21 protein-coding genes and 1 pseudogene are annotated in these 25,061 nt (G+C 72.9%); 12 read left to right on the plus strand and 10 right to left on the minus strand.

The window, feature by feature from the left end; genetic code table 11:
• Positions 1-481: 481 nt before the first annotated feature.
• The 4 genes from AB0O82_RS07080 (at position 482) to AB0O82_RS07095 (ending at position 2,634) form a co-directional block, all read left to right on the plus strand.
• Positions 482-1,048 (plus strand): hypothetical protein, encoded by a 567-nt coding sequence (locus AB0O82_RS07080; RefSeq protein ID WP_363580987.1) that lies wholly within the window; start codon positions 482-484, stop codon positions 1,046-1,048.
• Positions 1,049-1,242: 194 nt separating this feature from the next.
• Positions 1,243-1,719 (plus strand): hypothetical protein, encoded by a 477-nt coding sequence (locus AB0O82_RS07085; protein ID WP_363580989.1) that lies wholly within the window; start codon positions 1,243-1,245, stop codon positions 1,717-1,719.
• Between the two features lie 301 nt (positions 1,720-2,020).
• Positions 2,021-2,227 (plus strand): hypothetical protein, encoded by a 207-nt coding sequence (locus tag AB0O82_RS07090; RefSeq protein ID WP_363580991.1) that lies wholly within the window; start codon positions 2,021-2,023, stop codon positions 2,225-2,227.
• A 239-nt stretch (positions 2,228-2,466) separates the two neighbouring features.
• On the plus strand, positions 2,467-2,634 hold the full coding sequence (locus AB0O82_RS07095; RefSeq protein ID WP_363580993.1) for a hypothetical protein: 168 nt from the start codon (positions 2,467-2,469) through the stop codon (positions 2,632-2,634).
• Between the two features lie 231 nt (positions 2,635-2,865).
• On the opposite strand, the gene AB0O82_RS07100 is transcribed toward AB0O82_RS07095, so the two are convergent.
• Both AB0O82_RS07100 and AB0O82_RS07105 read right to left on the minus strand, forming a co-directional pair.
• Positions 2,866-4,386, minus strand: a complete 1,521-nt coding sequence (locus AB0O82_RS07100) for a hypothetical protein (RefSeq protein ID WP_363580995.1) — start codon at positions 4,384-4,386, stop codon at positions 2,866-2,868.
• A 495-nt stretch (positions 4,387-4,881) separates the two neighbouring features.
• Positions 4,882-6,513 carry an FAD-dependent oxidoreductase gene (locus AB0O82_RS07105; protein ID WP_363580997.1) on the minus strand — a complete coding sequence of 544 codons (1,632 nt, stop codon included), beginning with the start codon at positions 6,511-6,513 and terminating at the stop codon, positions 4,882-4,884.
• A 71-nt stretch (positions 6,514-6,584) separates the two neighbouring features.
• On the opposite strand from AB0O82_RS07105, the gene AB0O82_RS07110 reads away from it, so the two are divergent.
• On the plus strand, positions 6,585-7,241 hold the full coding sequence (locus AB0O82_RS07110; protein WP_363580999.1) for a TetR/AcrR family transcriptional regulator: 657 nt from the start codon (positions 6,585-6,587) through the stop codon (positions 7,239-7,241).
• 244 nt (positions 7,242-7,485) lie between these two features.
• Here the strand turns inward: AB0O82_RS07110 and AB0O82_RS07115 are convergent, their stop codons facing one another.
• The 6 genes from AB0O82_RS07115 to AB0O82_RS07140 all read right to left on the minus strand — a co-directional run bounded on the left by AB0O82_RS07115 (position 7,486) and on the right by AB0O82_RS07140 (position 13,637).
• Complete coding sequence (locus AB0O82_RS07115; protein WP_363581001.1) at positions 7,486-7,833, minus strand: hypothetical protein; 348 nt, start codon at positions 7,831-7,833, stop codon at positions 7,486-7,488.
• A gap of 322 nt (positions 7,834-8,155) precedes the next feature.
• Positions 8,156-9,178, minus strand: a complete 1,023-nt coding sequence (locus AB0O82_RS07120) for an ABC transporter ATP-binding protein (RefSeq protein WP_363581003.1) — start codon at positions 9,176-9,178, stop codon at positions 8,156-8,158.
• Positions 9,175-10,257, minus strand: coding sequence for an ABC transporter ATP-binding protein (locus AB0O82_RS07125; protein WP_363581005.1), 1,083 nt, complete (start codon positions 10,255-10,257; stop codon positions 9,175-9,177). Before AB0O82_RS07125 ends, AB0O82_RS07120 begins: the two co-directional genes overlap by 4 nt.
• Entirely contained in the window at positions 10,254-11,132 is an 879-nt protein-coding gene (locus AB0O82_RS07130) for an ABC transporter permease (protein ID WP_363581007.1), read from the minus strand. The genes AB0O82_RS07125 and AB0O82_RS07130 overlap by 4 nt, the downstream gene beginning before the upstream one ends.
• Complete coding sequence (locus tag AB0O82_RS07135; RefSeq protein WP_363581009.1) at positions 11,119-12,087, minus strand: ABC transporter permease; 969 nt, start codon at positions 12,085-12,087, stop codon at positions 11,119-11,121. Before AB0O82_RS07135 ends, AB0O82_RS07130 begins: the two co-directional genes overlap by 14 nt.
• Positions 12,084-13,637 (minus strand): ABC transporter substrate-binding protein, encoded by a 1,554-nt coding sequence (locus tag AB0O82_RS07140; protein ID WP_363581011.1) that lies wholly within the window; start codon positions 13,635-13,637, stop codon positions 12,084-12,086. The genes AB0O82_RS07135 and AB0O82_RS07140 overlap by 4 nt, the downstream gene beginning before the upstream one ends.
• A 234-nt stretch (positions 13,638-13,871) precedes the next feature.
• Between AB0O82_RS07140 and AB0O82_RS07145 the strand changes: the two genes are divergently transcribed.
• From AB0O82_RS07145 to AB0O82_RS07175, 7 genes and pseudogenes are all read left to right on the plus strand, one after another.
• On the plus strand, positions 13,872-14,474 hold the full coding sequence (locus tag AB0O82_RS07145) for a TetR family transcriptional regulator (RefSeq protein ID WP_363581013.1): 603 nt from the start codon (positions 13,872-13,874) through the stop codon (positions 14,472-14,474).
• Positions 14,475-14,655: 181 nt separating this feature from the next.
• Positions 14,656-15,471 carry a tyrosine-protein phosphatase gene (locus tag AB0O82_RS07150; RefSeq protein ID WP_363581015.1) on the plus strand — a complete coding sequence of 272 codons (816 nt, stop codon included), beginning with the start codon at positions 14,656-14,658 and terminating at the stop codon, positions 15,469-15,471.
• Positions 15,465-17,258 (plus strand): glycoside hydrolase family 3 N-terminal domain-containing protein, encoded by a 1,794-nt coding sequence (locus tag AB0O82_RS07155; RefSeq protein WP_363581017.1) that lies wholly within the window; start codon positions 15,465-15,467, stop codon positions 17,256-17,258. Before AB0O82_RS07150 ends, AB0O82_RS07155 begins: the two co-directional genes overlap by 7 nt.
• A gap of 200 nt (positions 17,259-17,458) precedes the next feature.
• Positions 17,459-18,664, plus strand: coding sequence for a cytochrome P450 (locus AB0O82_RS07160; RefSeq protein ID WP_363581019.1), 1,206 nt, complete (start codon positions 17,459-17,461; stop codon positions 18,662-18,664).
• A 295-nt stretch (positions 18,665-18,959) separates the two neighbouring features.
• A pseudogene (locus AB0O82_RS07165) lies at positions 18,960-20,024 on the plus strand (type III polyketide synthase); the annotation flags it as partial.
• Between the two features lie 259 nt (positions 20,025-20,283).
• On the plus strand, positions 20,284-21,954 hold the full coding sequence (locus AB0O82_RS07170; RefSeq protein ID WP_363581021.1) for a multicopper oxidase family protein: 1,671 nt from the start codon (positions 20,284-20,286) through the stop codon (positions 21,952-21,954).
• 186 nt (positions 21,955-22,140) lie between these two features.
• Positions 22,141-24,522, plus strand: a complete 2,382-nt coding sequence (locus AB0O82_RS07175; protein WP_363581023.1) for a LuxR C-terminal-related transcriptional regulator — start codon at positions 22,141-22,143, stop codon at positions 24,520-24,522.
• On the opposite strand, the gene AB0O82_RS07180 is transcribed toward AB0O82_RS07175, so the two are convergent.
• Both AB0O82_RS07180 and AB0O82_RS07185 read right to left on the minus strand, forming a co-directional pair.
• On the minus strand, positions 24,512-24,679 hold the full coding sequence (locus AB0O82_RS07180) for a hypothetical protein (protein ID WP_350876060.1): 168 nt from the start codon (positions 24,677-24,679) through the stop codon (positions 24,512-24,514). The two genes, AB0O82_RS07175 and AB0O82_RS07180, sit on opposite strands and share 11 nt — an antisense overlap.
• A gap of 45 nt (positions 24,680-24,724) precedes the next feature.
• A complete protein-coding gene (locus tag AB0O82_RS07185; protein WP_350876063.1) occupies positions 24,725-24,901 on the minus strand; it encodes a hypothetical protein in 177 nt (58 codons plus the stop codon).
• Positions 24,902-25,061: the final 160 nt, after the last annotated feature.

The raw sequence follows: 25,061 nt of genomic DNA on the forward strand, positions 1-25,061 counted from the left end.
CGCCTTTGCCGAGGCCGTGCCTGTCTCGCGACTGCCGGTACTGCACTCACTGAACTGCGTCCTACTGGTACCGCTGGTGGCGGCCCCTGATACCTACGGGCCGCCCGGTCCGGAAGCCAGCCCCGTCGCCGTCCTGCACCTGCCTGGCTTCGGAACTCCACTGCCGGACCGAACTGCGAACTTCTGTCAAACAACCCCGGCCAGTTCGTGTCTGGCCGGTATCGCCGACTGCTGTCTACGAGAGAAACGTTAGACCCACCCACGAGCAATGTCTACTCCGGCGCACACAGATTTTGCGACGCTCTGGGGTGAGGTAACCTTCCGCTGCGCGGCGGCGGCAACCCCCCGAGCCGCCGCCGCGCGCCCTAAGCAGCGAGCCGCACCGCGCGGGGAGGCAGAAGTCGAAGACCTGGCGCCCGTCGGACCGGAGACGGCCCGGAGGGCGGGACGGGAGGCCCTGGTCGAAACGATCACCAAGGCCGTGCCCGGCGGTGACGGCCGGGCCGTCCGTCGGCTACTGGACCGCTTCGCGGAACTGGCCGCCATCGCCGACCTGTACGCCCTGCGCGACGGCCCCTCGGAAGTTCATTTCGAGCCCGGTGCATGCCGGAGGGGGCGGCGGTGTCGCCGTCCGCCACGACCTCCCCTCCTCACCGCCGACCGAGCCGGCGCCACGACCGCAGCCCGTTCCCTCGCCGACCGGCTCGCCGCCGCCTACCGCCTCGACCGGGTCGTTTACCGCAACGGCGCCCGCATGCCCGTCCGGGCCTGGGCCGAAGCCGCCCTCGCCGCCCGCTCCGCCGTCGCCCACAACACCGGCACCCTCAACACCGCCCGCGAGTACGGAATCCACCAGGTCGAGGTCTCTGACGGTCACGACTGCGGATGGAACAGCCACCCCGACCCCGACAAGGCCACCCGCACCCTGCGCACAGTCGAGGAAGCCGCCGACTGGCCCATCTCCCACCCGCGGTGCGCGCGGACGTTCGGGTTGAGCCCCGACGCGTCGGACGCGCCGGGCGAGGACAGTGCTGTCACGGCCCCTTGAACGTCCCCTCCCGTGCCGGCTGGGTGGGAACCGCGTGGGGCAAGTCGACTGGGTGATTCGGAAGCCAACCTTGCCTGTTCGATGGCCTGTTCACACCTTTCGGTGCAGCGGGGTCCGGGGCGGGCTGGGACGATCAAGCCGCCGTGCGCACCTGCGCCCGGGCCGTCCGTGAAACGAATTAAGGACCCCTCGCCATGAGCATTCACGACACCGCCCACCCGCAACTGGCCGAGCACTACAGCCGGGCCGCCGAGTCCCACCTCGACCTGATCACAGCCCGGCGGGCTATCGACCCCGACCTGATCGCCGGGCAAGCGGTGATCGTCCCCAAGAAGTTCTCCTACTCCGGGTCCGTGCACTCCTTCTCGGTCCTCGGGGGCGGTTTCTCCGGGGACTTCACCGACGAGAAGGGCGTCGAGTACGAGATCACCGGTGCCGGAGGCGGCCTGAGCGTCGGAGGCGGAGACGTCTGGGGCACCCTGTGGACCAACGGCCACCTGTCCGACTACGCGGGCTGGACCACCCGCTTCGAGGCGACCACCACCGCGGCCATGTTCAACATCAACCTGTGGGGCCTGGACGGCGAGTACATCGGTTCGTTTGTCGGTGGCGGAGCGGAGATGGGCGTCGGCGCGATGGGCGGACAGGGGAAGATCGACATCAAGCACTGACAACCACCACCTCTGGCCGCGCTGCCATCGTGCAGCGGCAGTGCAGGGTGGGAGTCCAGAGCTCGGAGGCCGGACCGGTGCGATGCTGCTCTTCGGGCCAGGTTGGGCAACTCCGGGACTGGGAGCGCGCCGTCGGCGCTATCGCGCAAGAGTGCTGGCGTGTCCAGAGTATTCACCCGATCGAGTGGCGGCGAATGGGGAGCCGCCTATCGAGGAACTGTCTTGGCCGGGCCCTCGCAGATGCCCGACGGACAGGGCCGCCAACCGCCAGCACAGCACTTCTACAAAGGGGAAGCCACAGATGGGCACGCCGGACTACGACCACCTGCTGAAGACCATCGCCTCTCAGGCCGCAGACCTGGCCACATCGCTGAGCGCGCTGAACGGCGCTCCCGCCCCGGTCAAGGCGAAGGCCAAGGCCGCCATCACGTCGAACCTGGGGACCTACGAGGCGACCGTCGGCGACAAGTACCTCACGGACGACATCGTCTATGCGGTCGGCAAGTAGCACGGGCGCGGTCCCCGGATTCCACCGACTTCTGGAGGCCGCCGGGCTGTCAATGCCTCTCGTTCACGCCGAGGAGCGGGCCATCGCCCGGCGGAGCGCGAGAGCGATCGGGCTCTCCGAGGGACGGTCGCCGTCAGTCCGCACAGACCGGCTGCCAGCCAGCTGCCTCCGGTAGGCGTCATCAGGTGGCGGACGGCTCGTTGGTCCAGGTGCTTGACGCCCCGAAGAAGGAGAACCCCATGCCCGAGCCCGAAGAGTACGTCGACGAGCAGCCCGAACTGGTCGTCCACAGGGTCGCAGACCCGCAGGACGACGGCTCCGACCCCATTGCGGATACCGCCGACCAGGCACTCGGAACGCAGGCACGGACGCGCGCCGGCGGCTTGATGGACCAGGGCCAGATGTAGCAGAGGCCCGGGCGGGTGGGGCTGCCGTAAGGCAGCCCCACCCGCCCCCAGTGGTGGAGGACTGCGTCGGCGGGCGAATCCACCGCGCGTTGGCGCAGAGCGCCGGGTGCAAATGGCGGCCCGCACGGGCGTGACCGGCAGGTCGGGCTGCGGGTAGCTGTGCCGGATCCGCCTCGCGGGCGGATGCACTGCTGCGAGGCGGATCCGGTCCGGGTGCTGCTTCTGCGGGGGTTAGGGGTTCTCGACCTCGACGGCGTAGAGGCCGCGGAGGCGGCCGTCGCCGGCGTCGGACTGGGAGGGGTAGAGGATCTGGACGTCGACGGGCAGCGGGGTGCCGGGGTCGATGGTGTGGGAGCCGTCGTTGGGGGACCCAAGGACGACCGTTCCCTCCAGGCCGTCCTTGATGACCCGGTACCACTGGGTCTGCTGGGGGTTGACGCGGGTGCGCGCGGGGACGTCGAAGGCGATCTCCCAGGCTGTCACGCGGTGTTCGTTGGCGGCCAGGGTGAGGTTGTAGCTGACGAGCCAACCCTTGGCGTCCTCGGGCCAGGTCTGGTCCCACTGCCCGGCGATCTTCTGGCCGACGGTGATCAGCGGCAGTTCGGCAGTGGTGGTGACCTGGCCGGACTGCTGGGCCGCGGTATTGGCGCGGGTGGCGGAGGTGATCCGGCTCGTGGCGGTGAAGTCGCCTTCGTGGTGAGGGTCGACGGTGCCCCTCAAGGTGATCACCGCCTTGCTGCCCTTGGGCAGGCTGAGCGGCTGGTGGAGTTCGCCGTCGGTAGCGGTTCCCGGGCCGCACACCGCGCCGTTCTCCCCGCGGCATGTCACCTCCACGTCGAGCAACTGGACGGGGACGTCGCCGCGCACGACGGCGTCGGGGGCGTCGTTGGGCCCGTGGTTCTGGACGCCGATGGTGTAGGAGATCCGATGGCCGGCCTTGGCGGTCAGCGGGCCGCTCATCTCCAGCGGCATGGCGACGGGCAGGGCGACGGTGAGGTTGCGGATGCGGTGGGCGGCGGTGGCCCCGCCGGTGCCGGCGCCGAACCCGAGCTTGAACGTCGCGGGCATCTGCACCTGGCCCGGGCCGGCGGCCAGGTCGAGATTGTCGATCAGCACCGCGCCGTTGGGGTCCGAGGTGCTGGAGCGCCGCACCGTCAGGCGCCCGCCGATGACGGTCACCTGCAGATGGGCCCCCACCCCCCAGCCGCCCCGGAACCCACCCGGCACCTCGACACCGGCCAGCCAGGCGAAGCCCGTGAGCAGGTCCCCGGAGCCGCGCACACCCACAGTGTCGGGGCTGCGGCCGGGACCGCCGGGGCCGCATGAGGGGGCGGCGAAGTTCCCGAAGTTGTCGAAGCCGACGCCCACATAGCCGGCAGTGACGCCGGGAAGGTTGACCGAGCCGTCCTTGATGTAGGAGTAGCCCAGCGCCCCGCCGCGGGCCCCGGGCTGCGTGGTACGGCTCCCGTCGATCAGGTAGAGGCTGAACCCGTCCCCGAGACCCTGGGCCCCGCCGCCCTCACAGGAGTAGTCGAAGTCGATGCTCACCCCGAGCGAGGAGGAGAACGGTTGGTCCAGGAACGCCGTACCCGCCTTCGAGGGGGTGTTCGGCGTCAGCTCCAGGGCGCCCTCGTTCAGCCGCGCGCTACCCAGCAACTGCCAGTGCTCATTCTCCGGGGCTGTGCCGGTGAACGACTCGGTGATGGGGAACTGCACCTGCTGCTGCGCGGCGTCGGGCGTCTGACCCGTCATGGAAGCTCCTCTTCGCTGGACCGGCACCTTCTCGCGGCCCGCAGTGGACGCGAACCGCAGGGACCGTGACGGCCCCGGCGCTGACCATGCCCAAACCCCCGACATCGTACGCCTGGAGGCCTACACAAAGTGACGATAGATCACCTGTGAGTGTCGCGCGGATGTGCGGGGGCCGGGGGGGAGAGATGGGAGCGCCGCGTCTGCGATGCGGCCGTGTGGGAAGTGGGGTGCGGTGGTGTCCGCCGTTGGTGTGCCGGAGGCCGCTGGGCGCGGTGCGACCGGCCTGGCGGCCCTCGGGGTGGGCGGGGCGGTGGTGGTCACGTGCGGGTGATGGTGAAGGGGATGTGCTTGCGGAGGTCCTGGACGAAGACCTTTCCTTCCAGGACTGCGTCACCGACGGCAGCCACCAGCAGCAGGCCGCCGAACTCGACCGGGCGATCGACACCCTGACCCGGCGCTCGCCCTGGCAGCCGCCGTCCTGCGCCGGCCCTGAGCTCAGTCCTGAGCTGCGCCGAGCCACCTGTCGAGCGCCTCGCCGAGCCCGTCCGGGGCCTCACCGCTGTCGCCCGCCCAGGCGACGAAGCCGTCCGGGCGGACCAGCAGGGCGGCCGGCGTGGGCTGTTCGGGGCAGGGGGAAGTCACGATCCGCAACCGGTCGCGGTGGCCGTCGGCGCGGGCGCGCAGCTCGGGGTCGTCGGTGAGGTCCAGCAGCAGCGCGCGGCCGTCGTGCAGGTGGTCGGCCAGTTTGCTGCCGTCGGCGAGTGCGAGGTCCGGTGCGCTGCGGCCCACCAGCGGGTGTTCGCCGGGCAGGTCGTAGCGCTGCCACACGCCGGAGAGCTGCTTGACGAAGTAGGTCGTCCCGGCCGCGGTGTCGGCCAGCTGGGCGACGACGTTGCGCAGCGCGCCGCTGCCCGGCTCGGGCCGCATCAGCGCGACCTGCGCCCTCGTCCAGTCCAGGACCCAGGCGCCGATCGGGTGCCGCTCGGCGGTGTAGCTGTCCAGCAGGCCCTCCGGTGCCCAGCCCTGTACGGTGGCGGCGAGCTTCCAGCCGAGGTTGATCGCGTCGCCGATGCCGAGGTTGAGCCCCTGGCCGCCGAACGGGGAGTGCACGTGCGCCGCGTCGCCGGCCAGCAGCACCCGGCCCGCGCGGTAGGTGCTCGCCTGGCGGGCGTTGTCCGTGAAGCGGGTCGCGCTGTGCACCTTGGTGATCGTCACGTCCACGCCGCTGACGTTGCGCAGGCTGGCCTGCAACTCCTCGGTGGTGACCGGCGACTGGCGGTCCGCGGGCGGACCGTCGAACTCCACGGTGAGGATCCGGCCCGGCACCGGCCCGTGCACGTACGTCCCGACCGAGGTCCGGTTCCAGCCGGCGCCCAGGGCCTCGGAGCCGGTCATCTCCACTATCGCCTGGTGGCCGGTGATCTCCGGGGCCGTGCCGGGGAAGTCGAACCCGGCGAGCCGGCGCACCGTGCTGCGGCCGCCGTCGCACCCGACCAGCCAGCCGGTTCGGATCGGCGCACCGCCGTCGGTGTGCACGGTCACCCCGTGCTCGTCGGTGTCGAAGCCGGTCAACTCCACGCCCCGGCGCAGCTCGACGCCCAGCTCGGCCGCGCGCTCGCCGAGCACGTGCTCCAGGGCGGCCTGCGGGACGAGGGCGGCCTTGTCGACGGGGCCGCGGTCGGCGAAGTCGGGGTCGTCGGCGGGGTCGAAGCGGTCGAGGCTCAGCATGATTCCGGCGAAGTGCCCGGCGATCCGCTGCGGCGCCCGCGTGGGCACTGCGCTGTCGGCGGGCACTTCGCCGTTGGTGGGCACTTCGCCGTTGGTGGGCGGCCCGTCCGGGTGGCGCTGCCGGGTGAACTGGGCGAACTTCTCCATTGCCTGCGCGTGGATCTCTTCGAGCGCGGGGAGCAGCCCGCGCCGGTAGAAGGCCTCCACGCTGGGCGTGTTGATGGCGCCCGCCTTGACCGTCTGGTCCACCTCGGTGAGTCGTTCGATGACCAGCACCGAGGTTCCGGCGAGCCGGAGCTCGCAGGCCAGCATCAGCCCGACCGGCCCGCCGCCCGCCACCACCACGTCGTAGTCCGTGCCTGCGTCCGTGCCTGCGTCGGTGCCTGCGTCTGTGCTCATGTCCGTGTTCATGTCCGTGTTCATGACTTCACTGTAGTCACTAAAAATCTGTGGTGGGTATAATTTCGGTCATGGATGTAGCCAGGACCCCAGACGCCGGCGACGAACCGCAGTCCCGGAACCTCACGATGCGTCAGCGCAAGAAGGTGCAGACCCGGCAGCGGATCTCCGGCGTGGCCACCACCCTGTTCCTGGCGCGCGGGTTCGACCAGGTCACCGTCGCCGAGGTGGCCGAGGCGGCGGAGGTCTCGACCATGACGGTCTTCAACTACTTCCCGCGCAAGGAGGACCTCTTCCTGGACCGGATCCCGGAGGCTGTCGAGCTGTTCACGAGCGCGGTGCGCGACCGCCCGGCCGCCGAGTCCCCACTCGCCGCGCTGCATCGCCTGATTCTCGAACTCATCGACGAGGGCTACCCGTTGGCGGCTCTGCGGGATCGCTTCACGGCCTTCTGGCAGGTCGTGGTGGACTCCCCGTCGCTGCGGGCGCGGGCCCGCGAAGGCGTCGAGGAGCTGGAGGGCGCGCTGGCCGGGGTGATCGCGCAGACCTCGCCGGACCCGCAGCCCCGGCTGACCGCCGCGCTCGCCGTCGCCGCCTATCGCACCGGCTGCCTCACCTCTGCGGGCCGGATGCTGGCGGGGGAGAGTGCGGCGGCGGTCGACCCCGATCATCGCGCCCTGCTGGACGCGGCCTTCGGTGCGCTCAGGCGGGCGCTGCCGCTGTCGTAGCGCCATCGCGGTCGTAGCGCCGCCGTGGGCGCGAACGCGAACGGCGAACGGCGGGCGGCCGACAGGCCGAAGTGGCCTGCGGTCGCCCGCCGTTCAAAATCCCCGCGACTACTCGACGACGAGCGAGACCGGGATGGCCCCGGGTGGGTTTCGCGGGCGCCTTGGCCGGACCCCCAATAGCCGCTGGCCGGGTCGCCCGTCCTTCGGCCACCTGGGATCGGTGTGGCTGCGATCGGGTCTGCGGTCAGCTCTCGACCATGAAGGAGCGCGGGTGCGAGTTGAACCTGACCGAACGGCCGGCCGACACGCTGAACAGCGACCCGCCGGTGCAGTCCTCGCCCCAGTAGAAGCGGACCGTGCTGTCCGTCGCGTTGTTCACGCCTGACAGGGGCCCCTGTGCCTCCCTCGGTACGTCGTAGCAGCCGGGGGCCGGGTCGAGGTACGGCACGCCCGGGCCGCTGCCCGACCCGCCGGGGAAGATCACGTTGTAGAACGTCAGGGTGCCCGTGGCGGCCTGGGCGGACGTGGGGACGGCCACGGCCAGCGTCCCTGCGGCGATGAGGGTACCGATCGTCGTGACGAGGCGTCGCATGATGGGACCTCCGGTACGCCGGGTCGCCAGGTGCGACCCGTGATCGCAACCAACGGTAAGGCTGCGTACGCGAATCGTCACCGGCGTGAAGGGGCGCGAACGGCGCGCGAGGGCCGTGCCCCTGCCAGGTGAAAGCCCGACGGGGGCGCCGTCCCGTCGGGCCTCCGTGGTGCCGATGACCTGCGGGTGCTCCGAGTCGGGCACTGCGCTTGAACCCTTCCCGTCGCCGCCGTGGCGCCCGCCCGTCCGCGGCCGGAACGGGAAGGGCCCCTGGGGCGGGAGTGGGGCTCCCGGCCCGGGGGCCCGTGGTGCGTCCGGCTGGTCAGGACGCTGTGGCAGCGCCGATCAGTGGTCGGTGGCAGGCCACCGCGCGGCCTGGTGCCACCTCCCGCAGCTGCGGTTCCTCGGTGGCGCAGCGGGTGTCGGCCAGGGGGCAGCGGGTGCGGAAGCGGCAGCCGCTGGGCGGGGCGAGGGGGGAGGGCGGGTCGGTGGGGAGGAGGCCGGTGTCGCGCAGCGGGCGGCCGGGTTCGGGGACGGCGGCGAGCAGGGCGGCGGTGTAGGGGTGGGCCGGGGCGGCGAGGACGGCCTCGGTGGGGCCGCGTTCGCAGATGCGGCCGAGTTGGAGCACAGCCACCTCGTCGCTCACCGCGCGGACCACGCCGAGGTCGTGGGAGATGAAGAGGCCGGCCAGTCCGCGTTCCTCGGTGAGCCCGCGCAGCAGGTTGAGCACGGTGGCCTGGGCCGAGACGTCGAGGGCGGAGACCGCCTCGTCGGCGATCAGGACGCGCGGTCCGGCGGCCAGGGCCCGGGCGATGGCGACCCGTTGGGCCTGCCCGCCGGAGAGCTGGTGGGGGCGGCGGTCGCCGAACAGGGCGGGCGGGAGGCCGACGGCCGACAGCTGCTCGGTGACGACCTGCTCGCGGTCGCGGGCCGGGTCGGGGTGGGCGTCGAGGGGTTCGGCGACCAGGTCGCGGACCCGGCGGTGCGGGTTGAGGGAGGAGAGCGGGTCCTGGAACACCAGCTGGAGGCGGGGCCGGACGGCCCGCAGGGCGCGCGGGGAGAGGGTGGCGAGGTCGGTGCCGTCGAGGGTGACGGTGCCGGTGGTGGGTGGGGGCAGCCGCAGCAGGGCCTTGGCGATGCTGCTCTTGCCGGAGCCGGACTCGCCGACCAGGGCGAGGGTGCGGCGCGGGTGGAGGGCCAGGTCGACGCCGCTGACGGCGTGCAGCGGGCCGGAGCGGGTGCGGTGGACGACGCTGAGGTCGGTGGCCTCCAGGACGGCCGTTCCGGGAGCGGCGGCGCCGGGAGCGACGGCTTCGGGGGCAGCAGCGTCGGGGGCGGTGGTCATGCCGCGGGCTCCAGTTCGTCGGGCGAGGGCGAGGGCGACGGCGCGTCAGGCGGCGCGGTGAGCGGGAAGTGGCAGGCGGCGGTGTGGCCGTCCGCCGCGGTGTGGGTGGGCGGCGCGGTCGTGGTGCACAGGTCCGTCGCCAGTTCGCAGCGCGGGGCGAAGGGGCAGCCGGGGGTGGGCCGGGTGAGGTCGGGCGGCGAGCCGGGGATCGCGGGCAGGGTGCGGCGCAGCGGGCCGGTGACCCGGGGTACGGAGCGCAGCAGGGCCGCGGTGTAGGGGTGCCGGGGGTGGCGGGTGACGGCCTCGGTGGGGCCGGTCTCCACGATCCGGCCGCCGTACATGACGGCGATCCGGCGGGCCCGCCCGTACAGCAGGCCGATGTCGTGGGTGATCAGCAGGGTGGCGAGGCCGCGGCTGCGCCGGTGCTGGTCGAGCAGGTCCAGGACGGTGCGCTGGACGGTGACGTCGAGGGCGGTGGTGGGTTCGTCGGCGAGCAGCAGGGCGGGTTCGCCGGCCAGGGCGGCGGCGATGCCGACGCGCTGGCGCAGGCCGCCGGAGAGCTCGTGCGGGTGGGCGCGGGCCCGCCGGGCGGGGTCGGGGACGTCGACGGCGGCGAGCAACTCGGTGGCGGTGCGCAGCCGTTCGCGCCGGGAGAGCCGGCGCCGGTTGGTGAGGGACTCGGTGACCTGGTCGGCGATCCGGACCACCGGGTTGAGCGAGGTCATCGGGTCCTGGTGGACCATGGCGATGCCGGTGCCGAGCAGTTCGGCGCGGCGGGTGCGGGAGGCGGCGAGCAGGTCCTCGCCGTTCAGCCGGATCTCGCCGGTGGCGACGGCCCTGGTGGTGCGGGACTCGACGCCGAGGACGGCGCGGGCGAGCACGGACTTGCCGGAGCCGGACTCGCCGACCACGCCGAGGCACTCGCCGGCCGCGATGGTGAGGCTGACGCCGTGCAGGACGTGCAGGGCACGGCCGTCGGGGGTGTGCAGGACGGTGTCCAGCGAGCGGACGTCGAGCACCGGGACGTCGAGGGCGGGGACGTCCAGGGCGGGTTCGTCGAGGTCGGGGGCGGAGGTCATCCGCGCGCTCCCTTCGGGCCGGCGGGACCACCCGAACGCAGGTGCTCCCCGAGGTAGTTGAGGGCGAGGACGGTCAGGCAGAGCACGGCCGCGGGCGCCAGCGAGATCCACGGCGCGCTGCCGAGGGCCGTGCGCCCCTCGGCGATGATGCCGCCCCAGGAGGGCTCCGGCGGGCGCAGCCCGAAGCCGAGGAAGCTGAGCGAGCCCTCGGCGACGATGGCGACGGTGGTGGCGGTGAAGGCGAAGGTGAGGGCGGCCGGCGCGACGTGCGGGACGATCTCGCGGCGCAGGACGCGCAGCGGGGCGGTGCCGAGCATGCGGGCGGCCTGGACGAAGCCGCGTTCGCTGAGCGAGAGCACGACGGCGCGCACCACCCGGGTGAAGTGCGGGACGGTGAACAGCCCGATCAGCGTGCCGATCACGGTGAGGCTGGGGCCGCGCAGCGAGACCGCGATCATCACCAGGATCAGGCTGGGCACGGACATCAGCAGGTCGGTCGCGAAGCCGATCGCCTTGTCGAGCGGGCCGCGGAACCAGCCGGCGGCGAGGCCGAGCGTTCCGCCGCCGAGTAGGCCGACCAGGATGGTGAGGGCGGCGACGGTGAAGGAGGCGCGGGCGCCGGCGACGGTGCGTTGCAGGACGTCCCGTCCGGCGCTGTCGGTGCCCAGCCAGTGGCCGGGGCCGGGGGCGGCGGCGGGGTGGGCGAAGTCGCCGTGCAGCGGGTCGAAGCCGGGCAGCAGGGGCAGCAGCAGGGCGGCGAGGGCGACGACGGCCAGCCAGGCCCCGGCGGCGAGCACGCCGGCGGGGGGCCGGCGGCGGGCGGTGCGCGCCGCGACCGTCTCGACGGTCACGACTGGGGTCTCAGCGGTGCTCATGGGCGATCCTCGGGTCGATCGTGCGGTACAGCAGGTCGACCGCGAAGGTGGCCGCGACCACGCCGACGGCGCTGACCACCACCACGGCCTGGACGACGGGGAAGTCCCGGCCGGAGATGGCCCCGGCGGCCAGGCTGCCGACGCCGGGCACCGCGAACAGCGACTCGACCAGCACCGAGCCGCCCAGCGAGGTGCCGATGCCGATGCCGACCAGGGTGACCAGCGGCAGGCTGGACGGTCGCAGGGCGCGGCGCAGCAGCAGCCGGGTGGTGCCCATGCCGCGGCTGCGGGCGGCGGCGATGTACGGCTGGTCGAGGGTGTCGAGCAGTTGTCCGCGCAGGGTGCGGGTGAACACGGCGGCCTCGGTGAGGCCGAGGGTGAGGGCGGGCAGCACCAGGTGGCGCAGGTTCTCGGCCGGGTCCTCGGTGAACGGGGTCCAGCCGGTGGCGGGCAGGATGCGCAGTTGGACGGCGGCGAGCCAGATGAGCAGCAGGCCGAGGGCGAAGCCGGGGACGGCGAGCCAGCCGAAGGTGCCGGCGGTGGCGATCCGGTCGAAGGTGCCGCCGGGCCGCCAGGCGGAGAGCAGGGCGACGGGCACGGCCAGGGCGAGCGCCACCAGCTGGGCGGCGAGGAAGAGTTCGAGGGTGACGGGGATGCGGTCGGCGAGTTCGGTGGTGACGGCGGCTCCGGTGGACAGCGAGTGGCCGAGGTCGCCGTGCAGGGCGTCGGCGATCCACTGCCAGGTGGCGGCGAACAGATTGCGGTCCAGGCCGAGCCCGGCCTCGTAGGCGGAGATCTGCTCGGGGGTGGCGGTGGGGCCGAGGGCGGCGACGGCGGGGGAGCCCGGCATCAGGTGGGGCAGGTACAGGGCGGCGACGGTGACCAGCAGCAGTACGGCCGCGGCGCGGCCGAGCCGCCCGCCGTGGCGCAGCGCGGTGCGGGTGCGGGGGGTCACCGCTTCACCCACAGGGGGGCGGGGGAGACGTTGAGGACGGTGCGCTTGGACAGGTCGGGCAGTCCGCCGACCTTGGCGCCGGCGAGGAAGCCGACGGTGTTCTCGGTGAGGAAGGCCATCGGCACCTCGCCGACGACCCGCCGGGCGGCCTGCTGGTAGGCGGCCGCACGCTTGGCGGGGTCGGTCGAGGCGCGGCCCTCGGCGATCGCCTTCGAGGTCTCCGGGTCGGACCAACTCATGAAGTTGTAGGGCGAGTTGGACAGGTAGAGATTGGTGAGCGCGGTGTCGGTGTCGCCGAACATGCTGGTGGGGAAGTCGATCACCTGGAACTTGCGCTGGAGCATCGCGGTGCCCAGGCCCGCGGCGTCGAGAGGCTTGATGGTCACCTTGATCCCGGCCTCACCGAGCATCTGCTGGATCACGGTGGCGCGCTGCTGGCCCTCGGGGCGGCTGTCGACGAGGTAGTCGAAGGCGAGGTCGGGGTGGCCGGACTCGGCGAGCAGGTCCCGGGCCTTGGCCGGGTCGTGGGCCGGGTACCCGGCGGCGGTGCGGTACGGGGAGCGGGAGCCGATCGGGCCGTCCGAGACCTTGCCCTGGTCGAGGGAGACGACCTTCTCCAGGGCCTCGCGGTCGATCGCGTACTGCACGGCCCGGCGGACCCGCACGTCGTCGAAGGGCGTCGACGCGGTGTTGAAGACCATGGTGGTGGTGCCGCCGGGCCCGGTGGCGCTGCGCAGCCCGTCGGCGGCGGCCTGCTTGAGCTGGCCGGGCGTCTCGGTCCAGATCAGGTCGGTGTCGCCGGAGCGCAGCGACTGGTAGCGGCTGTCGGTGTCGGTGAGCACCCGGTAGACGAGCTTGTCGGCGTGGCCCTTGGCGCCCCAGTACGCGGGGTTGCGGGTGAGGGTGACGGAGACTCCGGGTTGCACGCTCTCCACGGTGTACGGGCCGGAGCCGACGGCGGGGGAGTCGCCGGACGGGGCCTCGGAGACGTAGCCGAGGGAGCGGGTGAATATGTTCGGGAAGGCGGCGTCGGGCGCCTTGAGGGTGAAGGTGAGGGTGGTCGGGCCGGAGACGGTGGTGGCGCCGATGGTGGCTGCGTCGATGGCGCAGGCGCACTTGCTCTCCGGCTTGGCGAGCCGGGTGACGTGGTCGGCGACGGCCTGGGCGTCCAGCGGCTTGCCGTCGCCGAACTTCACGCCCTCGTGCAGGTCGAGGGTCCAGACCGTGGCGTCCGCGTTGGGGGTGAAGGACTTGGCGAGGTAGGGCTGGACGGCGCCGTTGTCGCCGTTGACCATCAGCGGGTCGTACAGGGCGTTGGCGAGGACCATCATCGGCATCGAGGTCAGGGTGCCGTCGGCCGGGTCGAGCTTGGCGAACGGCCGGTCCAGGCCGATCTTGAGCGTGCCGCCGTCCACGGCAGGCCCGTCGTTCGCCGCGCCGGTGTTCCCGGCGCCGGAGCCGGAGACCGCGTCGTCGGAGGCGGAGCAGGCGGTGAGGGTGAGCGCGGCCGTGCAGGCCGCCGCTACCAGGAGGTGGGTGTGCCGCTTCATGGTTCCTCGGTTCGGGGGAGTGGGGGCGGCCTGGGGGAGTGCGACCGCCGACGCTTCACACCATTCCGGAAGTGGCAGTACTGCCAAAAGGCAGTTGTGCAAATTTCAGATGACGGAACCCGGAAGAGTCGGCGCTCGCCTTGAGCGAGCACGGTCGGACGTGATTCGGTACTGACAGCCGCCCCCTCGGCGGCCCCATCCACACTCAACTCACCGAGAGGAAACGGAAGAACCATGCAGGGGACGGACACCGCGGCGGAGCAGGGCATGCGCGACCGCAAGAAGGCGCGCACCCGCGACACCATCCGCACCGCGGCGCTCGACCTCTTCGAGGAGCAGGGGTTCGAGCGCACCACCGTGGACCAGATCTGCCGCCGCGCCGACATCGCCCACCGCACGTTCTTCCGCTACTACCCGGCCAAGGAGGCTCTGCTGTTCGGCTGGGACTTCGGCCAGGCCATCCTCGACGCCTTCGCCGCCGCCCCCGCCGAACTCCCGCTCTGGGCCGCGCTCGACCACGCGCTGACCGCCACCGGCGGCCGGCTGGAAGAGCCCGTCGAGCACACCGAGCGCCGCCGCCGGCTGCGCCGGAGCCTGATCGAGGTGCAGGGTTCCGTGCACAACTACGCCGTGGTCGTGATCGACAGCTTCACCGAACGCACCGTCACCATCGCGGCCGAGCGGCTCGGCGTGGACCCGGCCACCGACCTGCGTCCGACCGCGCTCGGCGCGCAGTTCGGCGGCATGGTGCGCCACCACGTCCTGATCGCGTCCGAGACCGGCACGGTGGCCGACTGGCACAAGGCCTACCGGGACGTGCTCGACACCACCGGCTGACCCGAGCCGACACCCCTACACCCCGTCACCCCTACACCCCGTCACCACTGGGCGATGCCGTCGGCCGTCCGGACGGCACCGCGCGCCCTTTCGCCGCCGGCCCTGCCCTTTCTCTCCCCCCCTCGTGCGGCCCGCCGCGCACCTTCACCACCTGCTTCGCACTTCCTGAAAGGCCCCCCGCATGTCCCTGGTCAACTTCCGCGACCCCGCAGCGCTCGCCGACCCCGCGAGCCGGTGGATCCGCCCCGGCACCCTGTTCCGCTCCGCCCAGCCCTTCCCCGCCGCCGACGAGGCCGTCGTCGCCCAGCTGCGCGAGCACGGCATCACCACCATCGTCGACCTCCGGGGCGAGTCCGAGAGCCGCCCCGAGGACTGGGCCGCCGCCGAGGCCGCCGGCATCGCCGTCGTCCTCGCCCGGATCGAGCCGACCAACGACGAACTGGCGCAGGCCATGCGGGCCATGACCACCGCCGAGGACCTCGGCGCCTTCTACCTGCTGATGGCCGAGTCCGCGCCGCAGGGGCTGGCCGCCGCCGCCGAGGCCACCGTCCGCCCGGGCGGCGTGCTGGTGCACTGCGCGGCCGGCAAGGACCGCACCGGGCTGCTCACCGCGCTGCTGCTGGAGCTGCTCGGGGTGCCCGCCGAGGAGATCGTCGCCGACTACGCCCGCACCAACGAGGCGATCGAGCAGATCTGGGCCGGCCTCGCCGACCGCAACCGCGCCGCCCTCAACGAGGTCGAGGCCGGCCGGCTGGTCGTCCCCGCCCCGCTGCTGGAGGCGCCCGCCGGGGCGATGAGCACCTTCCTCGACCTGGTCCGCGCCAAGCACGGCGGCGCCGAGGGCTTCCTGACCGCCTGCGGGGTCACCGCCGAGACCCTGGACGGCTTCCGCGCCAAGGCCGCCGCCCGCGCCGCCGCCAGCACCGAGGCCGGTACCGCCGCCAGCACCGAGGCCCGTACCGCCGCGTCGAACACCGCCGAGGTGACGGCATGCTGACCCTGCTGCGGCACACCGACGGCACGCCCTTCCGCGACCTCAACCACAACGGCACCATGGAGCCCTACGAGGACCCGCGGCTGCCCGTCGAGGAGCGGGTCGAGGACCTCCTCACCCGGATGACCTTGCAGGAGAAGGCCGCGCTGATGCTGCACGGCCGGATGCTCCCCGGCGACCAGGGCCCGTTCCCCTCCGGCGCCCGCCTGATCACCGAGCGCGGCCTCACCCACTTCGCCATGATGGCCGTCCCCGACCCGCGCGCGATGGCCGAGTGGAACAACCACGTCCAGGACCTCGCCGCGGCCGGGCGGCTGGGCATCCCCGTCACCCTCTCCTCCGACCCCCGGCACGGCTTCACCGCCAACCCGGCCACCGCCCACACCGGTGGCGGCTTCAGCACCGGCCCCGAGCCGATCGGACTCGCCGCCACCGACGACCCCGACCTGGTGCGGCGCTACGCCGACCTGATCCGCCGCGAGCTGTGCGCCGTCGGCATCCGGGTCGCCATCCACCCGATGGCCGACCTCGCCACCGAGCCCCGCTGGGCCCGGATCAGCGGCACCTTCGGGGAGGACCCGGAGCGCGCCTCGCGGATGATCACCGCCTACATCGAGGGTCTCCAGGGCGGGCCGATCGGCCCGGACAGCGTCGCCTGCATGACCAAGCACTTCCCCGGCGGCGGCCCGCAGGCCGCCGGCGAGGACTCCCACTTCGCCGCCGGCCGCCGACTGGTCTACCCCGGCGGCGAGTTCGAGACCCACCTGCGCCCCTTCGAGGCCGCCTTCGCCGCGGGCACCGCGCAGATCATGCCCGCCTACGCGATCCCCTCCGGCAGCGGCCTCGCCGAGGTCGGCGCCAACTTCAACCGGGACGTCATCACCGGCCTGCTGCGCGGGCGCTACGGCTTCGACGGCGTGGTCTGCACCGACTTCAACGCCATCACCGGCATGGACGTCCCCGGAGTGGTCACGCTGCCCCCGCGGCACTGGGGCGTCGAGGAGCTGTCCGTCGCCGAGCAGGTCGTGCTCACCCTGGACGCGGGCGCCGACCAGCTCGGCGGCGAGACGGACCCGGAGCTGATCCTGGCCGCCGTCCGTTCCGGCGCCGTCACCGAGGCCCGGCTCGACGAGTCGGTCCGCCGCATCCTGCGCGACAAGTTCCGCCTCGGCCTCTTCGCCGACCCGTACGTCGACCCGGAGGCCGCCGCCGACCTGGTCGGCGCCCCGGAGGGCCGGGCGCTCGGCCGCGAGGTCCAGCGCCGCTCGGTGGTCCACCTGGCCGGCGAGCCGCGCCCCGCCACCCGGCTGTACGTCGAGGGCATCGACCCCGCCGTCGCCGCCGGGTACGGCACCCTCGTCGAGGAGCCGGAGCGGGCCGAGCTGGCCGTGATCCGCCTCGCCACCCCGTACGAGCGGCGCGAAGGGCTGCTGGAGCAGCACTTCCACAGCGGCTCGCTGGAGTTCGAGTCGGCCGAGGTCGACCGCCTCACCGCGCTGGCCGCCACCGTGCCCACGGTGTTCGCCGCCCAGCTGGAGCGGCCCGCCGTGCTCACCCCGCTCGCCCCGCACGCGGCGCTGCTGATCGGCGAGTTCGGCGCCGCGGACGAGGTCGTGCTGGACGCCGCGCTCGGCCGGGCCCCGATGACCGCGACGCTCCCGTTCGACCTCCCCCGCTCGGACGCCGCCGTCGCCGCCTCCCACGAGGACGTGCCCTTCGACACCCGCGCCCCGCTCTTCCGGCACGGGCATCGGGCCACCGGGGAGAACCGGGCCGCCGGGAAGGGCTGAGGCACCCGGGGCCGGGGCCTGCCACGGACCAGCGGACCGGTGGCAGGCCCCGGCGCGGGTGGAGCCGAGCCGCTGATCAGACCGGATGAATTACCGGCGCTCTCGCACCTCCACCGGTGTGTGCGGCCGACCGATCGGGTACCGGTGCAATTCGTCCGCCTCCCCCATCCGGCCCGCGCGGCCCAGACCTGGAGGTCCGCATGTCCACCGACTCCAGCGCACGGAACTGCCCGTTCGACTTCGCCGAGACCCTAGAGTTCGACCCGACGCTCCGGCAGCTCATGAACGACGCACCGGTCAGCCGCATCCGCCTCCCCTACGGCGAGGGGGAGGCCTGGCTCGTCACGGGGTACGACGACGTGCGCACGGTCACCACCGACCGGCGGTTCAGCCGCCACGCCATCGTCGGCCGGGACTTCCCGCGCATGACCCCCGAGCCGATCGTCCAGGCCGAGGCGATCAACGTCATGGACCCTCCCGCCAGCGCCCGCCTGCGCAGCCTGGTGTCCAAGGGCTTCACCCCCGACCACATCGAGCGGATGAGGGACCGCACCCAGCACGTGGTGAACGGGCTGCTGGACCGCATGCGGGACCAGGGCCCCCCGGCCGACCTCATGGAGCACCTGGCCCACCCGCTCCCGCTGATCACGATCTGCGAGGTCCTGGAGATCCCCGAGGCCGACAGCGCCCGGCTGCGCGCCAACGCCCGGACGATGATGGACGTGAGCCTGGCCAACAAGCCGAACGCGGTACGGGCCAAGGCCGACCTGCGGGCGTACTTCGCCGAGCTGACCGCCGAACGGCGCAGGAACCCCGGCGACGACCTGATCAGCGTGCTGGCCACGGCCCGCGACGGCGACGAGGTCCTCGACGAGAAGGAACTCACCGTGATGGCCATGGTCCTGCTGATCACGGGCCAGGACACCACGACGTACGAGCTCGGCAACCTCTCGTACACCATCCTCAGCCGCCCCGACGTGCTCGCCGCACTGCGCGAGCGGCCCGAGACGCTCTCCCGGACGCTCCAGGAGCTGCTGCGCTTCATCCCCTTCCGCAAGGGCGTCGGCATCCCCCGGGTGGCCCTTGAGGACGTGGAGCTGAGCGGGGTGACGATCCCGGCGGGGGACATCGTGCACGTCTCCTACCTGACGGCCAACCGGGACGGCCGCCGGTTCGACCGGCCCGACGAGCTGGACCTGGAGCGGACCAGCCCCTCCCACATGACCTTCGGCTGGGGCGCGCACCACTGCCTCGGCGCGCCGCTGGCCATCACCGAACTCGAAGTCGCCCTCGGGACCCTGCTGGAGCGCTTCCCCAGGATCGCGCTGGCGAAGCCGGCCGCGGAGCTGGCGTGGAACACCACGTCCATCTGGCGCTATCCGCTGGCGCTGCCGGTCACCTGGTGACTGCCGGAAACACCGCGCACGTCGGCCCGCACACCCCGGGGTGTGCGGGCCGACATGCGGGACGGGCCCGCCTTCCGTAAATTGGGCTAGGTGGCCTGAACCAACTTGCGACCAGCACGACCGCCCGTACCGCGATCATCCGATCCTCGCCCGGTCGGCTCGTCGGCCACTGAGTTGGGTCCCGCCCGGTGCGTCCCGCCGCCCGCGCCCTCCGCGCGTCCGGCTCGCAGCGGCTGCCGTCGAGTGGTGAAATCCCGCCCCGCCAGGGTCGCACCGGGAACACCGCTCGTCTGGAGGAAGTGCCGTGGCAGTTCTGTGCAAACCGGCGATAGACGTACCCGAGCACGTCATCACCAACGAGGAGACCATCGAGCTGGCGCGCAGGCTCCACCCCGACCACCCACAGCTCGAACTGGCGCTGCGTCTCATCAAGAACACCGGAGTGCGCAAGCGGCACCTGATCCAACCCATCGAGGTGGTGCTGAAGCACCCGGGGTGGGACGAACGGAGCGCCGTCTTCGCGACGGAGTCGAAGGCCCGCGTCCCGGCGGTGGTGCTCAGGGCCCTCGAACAGGCCCAAGTGGAGCCGTCCCAGATCGACTTGATCGTCTATGTGTCGTGCACCGGTTTCATGATGCCGTCGCTCACGGCGTGGCTGATCAACAGGCTGGGCTTCCGGCCGGAGACCCGGCAGCTGCCGATCGCCCAACTGGGGTGTGCGGCCGGCGGCGCGGCGGTGAACCGGGCCCATGACTTCTGTTCGGCCTACCCGGGCGCCAACGTGCTGATCGTGGCCTGCGAGTTCTGCTCGCTGTGCTACCAGCCCACGGACCTGGGCGTGGGCTCGCTGCTGTCCAACGGCCTGTTCGGCGACGGGATCGCCGCCGCCGTGGTCCGGGGCGAGGGCGGGACCGGAATGCGGCTGGAACGCAACGGCTCGTACCTCATCCCGGACACCGAGGAGTGGATCTCCTACGCGGTCCGCCCCACCGGATTCCACTTCCAGCTGGACAAGAGGGTGCCGGGGACGATGGAGCCGCTCAGCCCGGCCCTGCGCGCGGTGGCGGAGCAGCACCAGTGGGACGTGGGCACGCTGGACTTCTACATCGTCCACGCCGGTGGCCCACGGATCCTGGACGACCTCAGCCGCTTCCTGGAGGTGCCGCCCGAGGCGTTCCGCTTCAGCCGGGCCACCCTCACCCAGTACGGCAACATCGCCAGTGCGGTCGTGCTCGACGCCCTGGCCCGGATGTTCGACGAGAAGTCGGCCCTCGACGGCCACCAGGGGCTGCTGGCCGGGTTCGGCCCGGGGATCACCGCCGAGATGTCCCTGGGCACCTGGGCGTCGCCCGAATCCTGAACGGTGGCCGTGGCCGGTCGGCCCGACGCCAGTGCCGACCGGGGCCGGGCAGGTGCGGTCGCGCTGCGGAGCGCGCGAAGCTCGCTGATACTGAGCCGACGGGCAGTGACGGAACGTCGCGTCGGCGCTACGGTCCGACACGCCCGGCCCGCGCCGTCGTGCGCGCGGCGGCCACCGAGCAGGGCCGCCGGAAGCCACGACCGGCGACCACTGGCCCGGCGGCGCACCGACCGTCCGGCCCTGGACGGAAAGACCGGGAATGCTGAACCGACGAGACCTTTTGAAAGCCGCCGCGATAGGCGGTCCGGCGGTCCTCTTCCCCTGGGACCGCGCACCGGGCGGGGCCCGGGTCTCGTCCCTGGCGTTGTCGGCCGCGCCGGCCGCCCCGGCCCCGCAAGCCGCGCCGCCCAGGTCGGAGGCGAAGCGGTCGGCCGCCCGGATCACCCCCTTCGAGCACGCCATGCCGGTGCCCCCGGTGCTGAGCCCGGTGTCGCGGACGGACTCCTCGGACCTGTACCGGCTACGGATGGCCGACACCCAGGCGGAGATCGTCAAGGGGCTGCTGACCACCGTCCGGACCTTCGGCGGCTGCTTCCCCGGTCCGACCATCCGGGCGGTCAGGGGCCGGGAGGTGGTGGTCCAGCAGACCAACGACCTGCGCGTGCACACCTCCGTCCACCTGCACGGCGGCCATGTGCACTCGCGCTACGACGGCCTGCCGATGGACCTCGTCAAGCCCGGCGAGACCCGCGAGTACCGCTACCCCAACTCGCAGGTGGCCGCCTCGCTCTGGTACCACGACCACGCGCACGAGCTGGAGGCCGAGAACGTCTACCGCGGCCTGGCCGGCGCCTACCTGCTCAGCGACCCGCACGAGAGCGGCCTGCCGCTGCCGAACGGCGAGTTCGACATCCCGCTGCTGATCCGGGACGCCCGGATCGAGACCGACGGCAGGCTGGTCTACACCGACCCGTACGCGTGCCCGCACATGCTGGTCAACGGCAAGGAGCGGCCCTACTTCCAGGTGGCCGCGCGCAAGTACCGGCTGCGGGTCTTCAACGTCTCGCCCAACCGCCATGTGTCGCTGCGTCTCGCCGACGGCCAGCCGTTCACCCAGATCGCCTCGGACGGCGGACTGCTCGCCGCGCCGGTGACGGTGCACGAGCTGACCCTGACCGGCGCGGAGCGCGCCGAGATCGTGGTCGACTTCGCCCGCTACCCGGTCGGCGGATCGGTGGTGCTGGAGAACACGGCCGCGCTGGAGAGCGAGCGGACCGAGGTGCTGCGCTTCGACATCACCCGGACGGCCGAGGACCGGAGCCGGATTCCGGACGTCCTGGCCACCCTGCCGCCGATCCCGAAGGCGACGGTGCACCGGGAGTTCGCGCTGACGACCTTCCCGGACGCCAGGATCAACGGGCGCAAGTACGACCCGAAACGGACCGACGTGCGGACCACCGTCGGCAGCAGCGAGATCTGGACGATCCGCAACCACCTCACCCGCCCGCCGGCCGGGGTCTTCCACGCCCCCCACTCCTTCCACACCCACCTGGTGCAGTTCCGCGTGCTGGACCGTGACGGGGTGCCGGTCGGCCCGGCCGAGGCCGGGCTGAAGGACACCGTCACGGTCCACCCGGGGGAGAGCGTCCGGATCGCCATGACCTGGGGCGAATATCCGGGCGAGTACGTCTACCACTGCCACCACATGGTGCACTCCTCGCACGGCCAGATGGGCCGGATCGACGTGCTGCCCGCAGGATCGGAAGGCTCCGGCCGGGAGTCGGACGACGCCTTCGCCGACTCGGCCCGGTCCACCGGAGCGTCGGCGGCCGGAGCCTCGGCGGCGGGAGCCGGTCGACGGCGGTGGCGACGGCGCAACCGGCACCACCACCACGCGGGCCACCACCGTCGGCACCGGGGGCTGCGGTGAGTCCGGAACCGAACGGCAGACCGGTCCGGGCGAGGGGTTGAGCCTGGCCGCGTGCCGATGCTGAACCGGCGGCGTCCCAGAAGTCTGGGATACCGCCGGTCGGCGCCGCCGTCCAGGATCAGTACGGACGATCCCGCCGGCGCGCCCGCGCTGTGTAGGCGGGCGGAGCCAGCTCTGGAGCCGTCCATGACCATCTTGTTCGAGTCCGGCGTCCCCCAGCGGGAACCTGCGGACCACCGGGCCTTCACGGGCGAACTGTTCGGGCGAGCACGTGAGACGGCCGAGCTGCTGCGGCTGCTCGCCGACCCCGCCGTACCCGGCGTGCTGCTGCACGGCCTACCGGGCAGCGGCAAGACCCGGCTGGCGTTCGCGGTCGCCGAGCAGTACCGGGCGGCGGGCGGGGCGGCGGGAACTCCGGGACCAGCCGAGCTGCTGATGGCTGATCAGGTCGAGCCGGACGACTACCCGGCGCTGCTGGCCCGCTGTGCGCCGCGTGGGGCGAAGCTGCTCGCCACCGGTCGGCTGTCACCCGTCGGCGCCGGCGTGGCGTACCGGGTGGACCCGCTGGCCGTTCCGGTGGACTGGTCACCGACCGACCTGGATGCCTTCTGCCGTACCCCCGCGGTACAGGCCTTCACGGCTGCCCGGCGGGCCTGGAGCCCGGGCTTCACGGTGACCTCCCGGAACCAGCAGACCGTGGGCCGGATCTGCGTGGAACTCCGGGGCCTGCCAGGGGCGTTGGTGCTCGCGGCCCGGGTGGCGGCGCTGGAGGGCGTCGGCACCGTGCTGGCCGCACTCGGCGGGGCGGAGGGAGGCCGCCTGGTGGCCGCCTATGCCGAGCCGCCTGGCCCGCCGGCGGACCGGGCGCCGGGACGGTCGCCGGACCGGTTGCCGGGACGGGAGGTAAAACGGGAGGCAGGGCGACCACCAGGACGGTGCGGCCCGCTCGGCGCCGACGCGGCGCGGCTGATGTCCTGCACACCCCTGTTCGCCGGCGGGTTCGGGCCCGAGGCGCTCCGGGCGGTGTCCGGGATCGCGCCGAGCGCCTTCCCGGCGGCGCTGGAGGCCCTGCTCGATCGGCAGTCGCTGACGCTGGAGGACCGGCCGTCCGGCCGATTGGACGGTGCGGCCGAGACGCGACTGTACGTGCCGTTCGGCGACCTGCCCGAGATCCGGCCTGCCGGCGGCCCGCTCGTCGTCCTCACGCTCCGCCATGCGCGCTACTACGCCCGGCTCGCCGCCGGGGCCGCCCGGCGGCTGGCCGCCGGCGACCAGACGACATCCCTGCTCGCCCTGCGCGTCGAGGAGGCCAACCTCCGGCTGGCGGTCGACACGCTGACCCGGCACGGGTTCACTGTCGAAGCCCTCGACCTGATGGAGCAGTTGCTCGCCCACGCCCGAGTCGTCGGCCTCGGCCCGGACTGGGCCGACCGGGCCGCCGTGCCGCTCGGCGTCACCAGTCCCACCGATCCCGCCGATCCCACCGGCATCACCGGCATCACCGGCGGGCGAGCGCGGGTCCGGCTCGCGCTGATCCGCGCCGAGGCCCGACTGCTCGACGGCGACCACGAGTTGGCGAGTGCCCTGCTGGATGAGGCCGGGGCGGCCTCATCCGTGCCCGACCGATCCCGGACCACGCCCGATGAACCCTCCACGGCGGCCCGACTCCTGCGGCTGCGGGGCCTGACCGGATGCGACCGGGACCCCGACCGAGCGCTCGCCGCCCTCACCGGGGCAGCAGCGCTCCTCCGTGCGGCCGACGACGAACCGGCGGCCCTGCGCGTCGAGTTGGAGGCCGCCCTGGTCGAGCTTCGGGTCGGCCGGACCGGGCGCGGCGCCGCACTGGCGGGCCGGGTGCTGACCGCGGCCCGGCGCCGTGGGGACGTGCTGCTGGTCGGCACGGCCCTGCTGCACCTGGGCCTGATCGCCGCCGCCGGCGGCGATCCGTCCGCGTCCCGCGCCCACTACGTCGAGGGGCTGGCCCACCTGCGCCCACTCGGCGCAGTCGCCACGCTCGGTGCGCTGGTCGGCCTGGTCGCGAGTCCGCTGCGCCCCGCACCGGCGCGGGCGACCGACGCCGCCCGGCTGCTGGGCAGCTTTCATCCGGGGCGAGCCGGCATTCCCGGCGACCCCGCGGATCCCGACCTGGCCACCGCTCGGCTGCTGCCCGGCATCCGCCGCCGGCTCGCCGAGGACGAGTTCGCCCACGCGCTGGCAACCGGCGCGGCCACCGCGCTCCTGGACCTGCTCTGCTCCTTCTCCCTCGCCCTCCCCCTCGCCGAGCCGGACTCCGCCGAGGCGCCGCCGGGGCGGCAACTGACCAGCCGCCAACTGGAGGTATCGCTCCTGGTGGCCGACGGACTGAGCAACCATCAGATCGCGCGCCGCCTGGGCATCTCGGAGTGGACGGTGGTCAACCACCTCCGCGAGACGATGCGGCGGTTGCAGTGCTCCTCGCGGGTCGGCGTCGCCGGCTGGGTGCACCGCTCCGGCCGCCGGCCGGGCCCCGCCCGCAGCGTGCCGCGGGGCCCGGACGACGTGACGCTCGACGAGTCCGTCAGCCGATGATGGTGATCGTGACGAGCGAGAGGACGACGAGCGAGACGGTCGGGGTGACCTCCAGCTCCGCCGGGACGCCGGCGACGCCGGTGCTGGCGAGCTCCGCGATCGCGGCGTTCGGCGTGGTGTAGGCGGCGTAGCCGCCCATCAGGTCAGCAGTACTCATGTCGAACTCCCTTGAGATGGAAGGGAAATCAGGTCTGCGAGCGGATCACAGCTGGGTGGCGATGGAGACCACCACCAGGGAGATCGCCTCGGTCCACGGGGTGACCGTGAGGACCGGGGTGAACTCCAACTCGGCCGTGATGCCGGTGCTGGCGAGCTCCTCGATCGCCGCGTTCGGGGTGGTGTAGGCGGCGTAGCCGCCCATCAGGTCAGCAGAGCTCATGGTCATCCTCTCGACTCGTCGGATTCGGGCCCGGATCGGGCCCGGATTCGGCTTCGGATTTCGGTCGAGGAGCGGGTTCCTCGACCGCCCCCAGCAGATCAGGCGTTCGATGCCAGTGCCCAGTAGCAGGAAAGTGGGGCATCCTGACCCCTTGCCCGCT

This window comes from Kitasatospora sp. NPDC088264 (assembly GCF_040685715.1).
In the GTDB taxonomy this organism is placed as follows: domain Bacteria; phylum Actinomycetota; class Actinomycetes; order Streptomycetales; family Streptomycetaceae; genus Kitasatospora.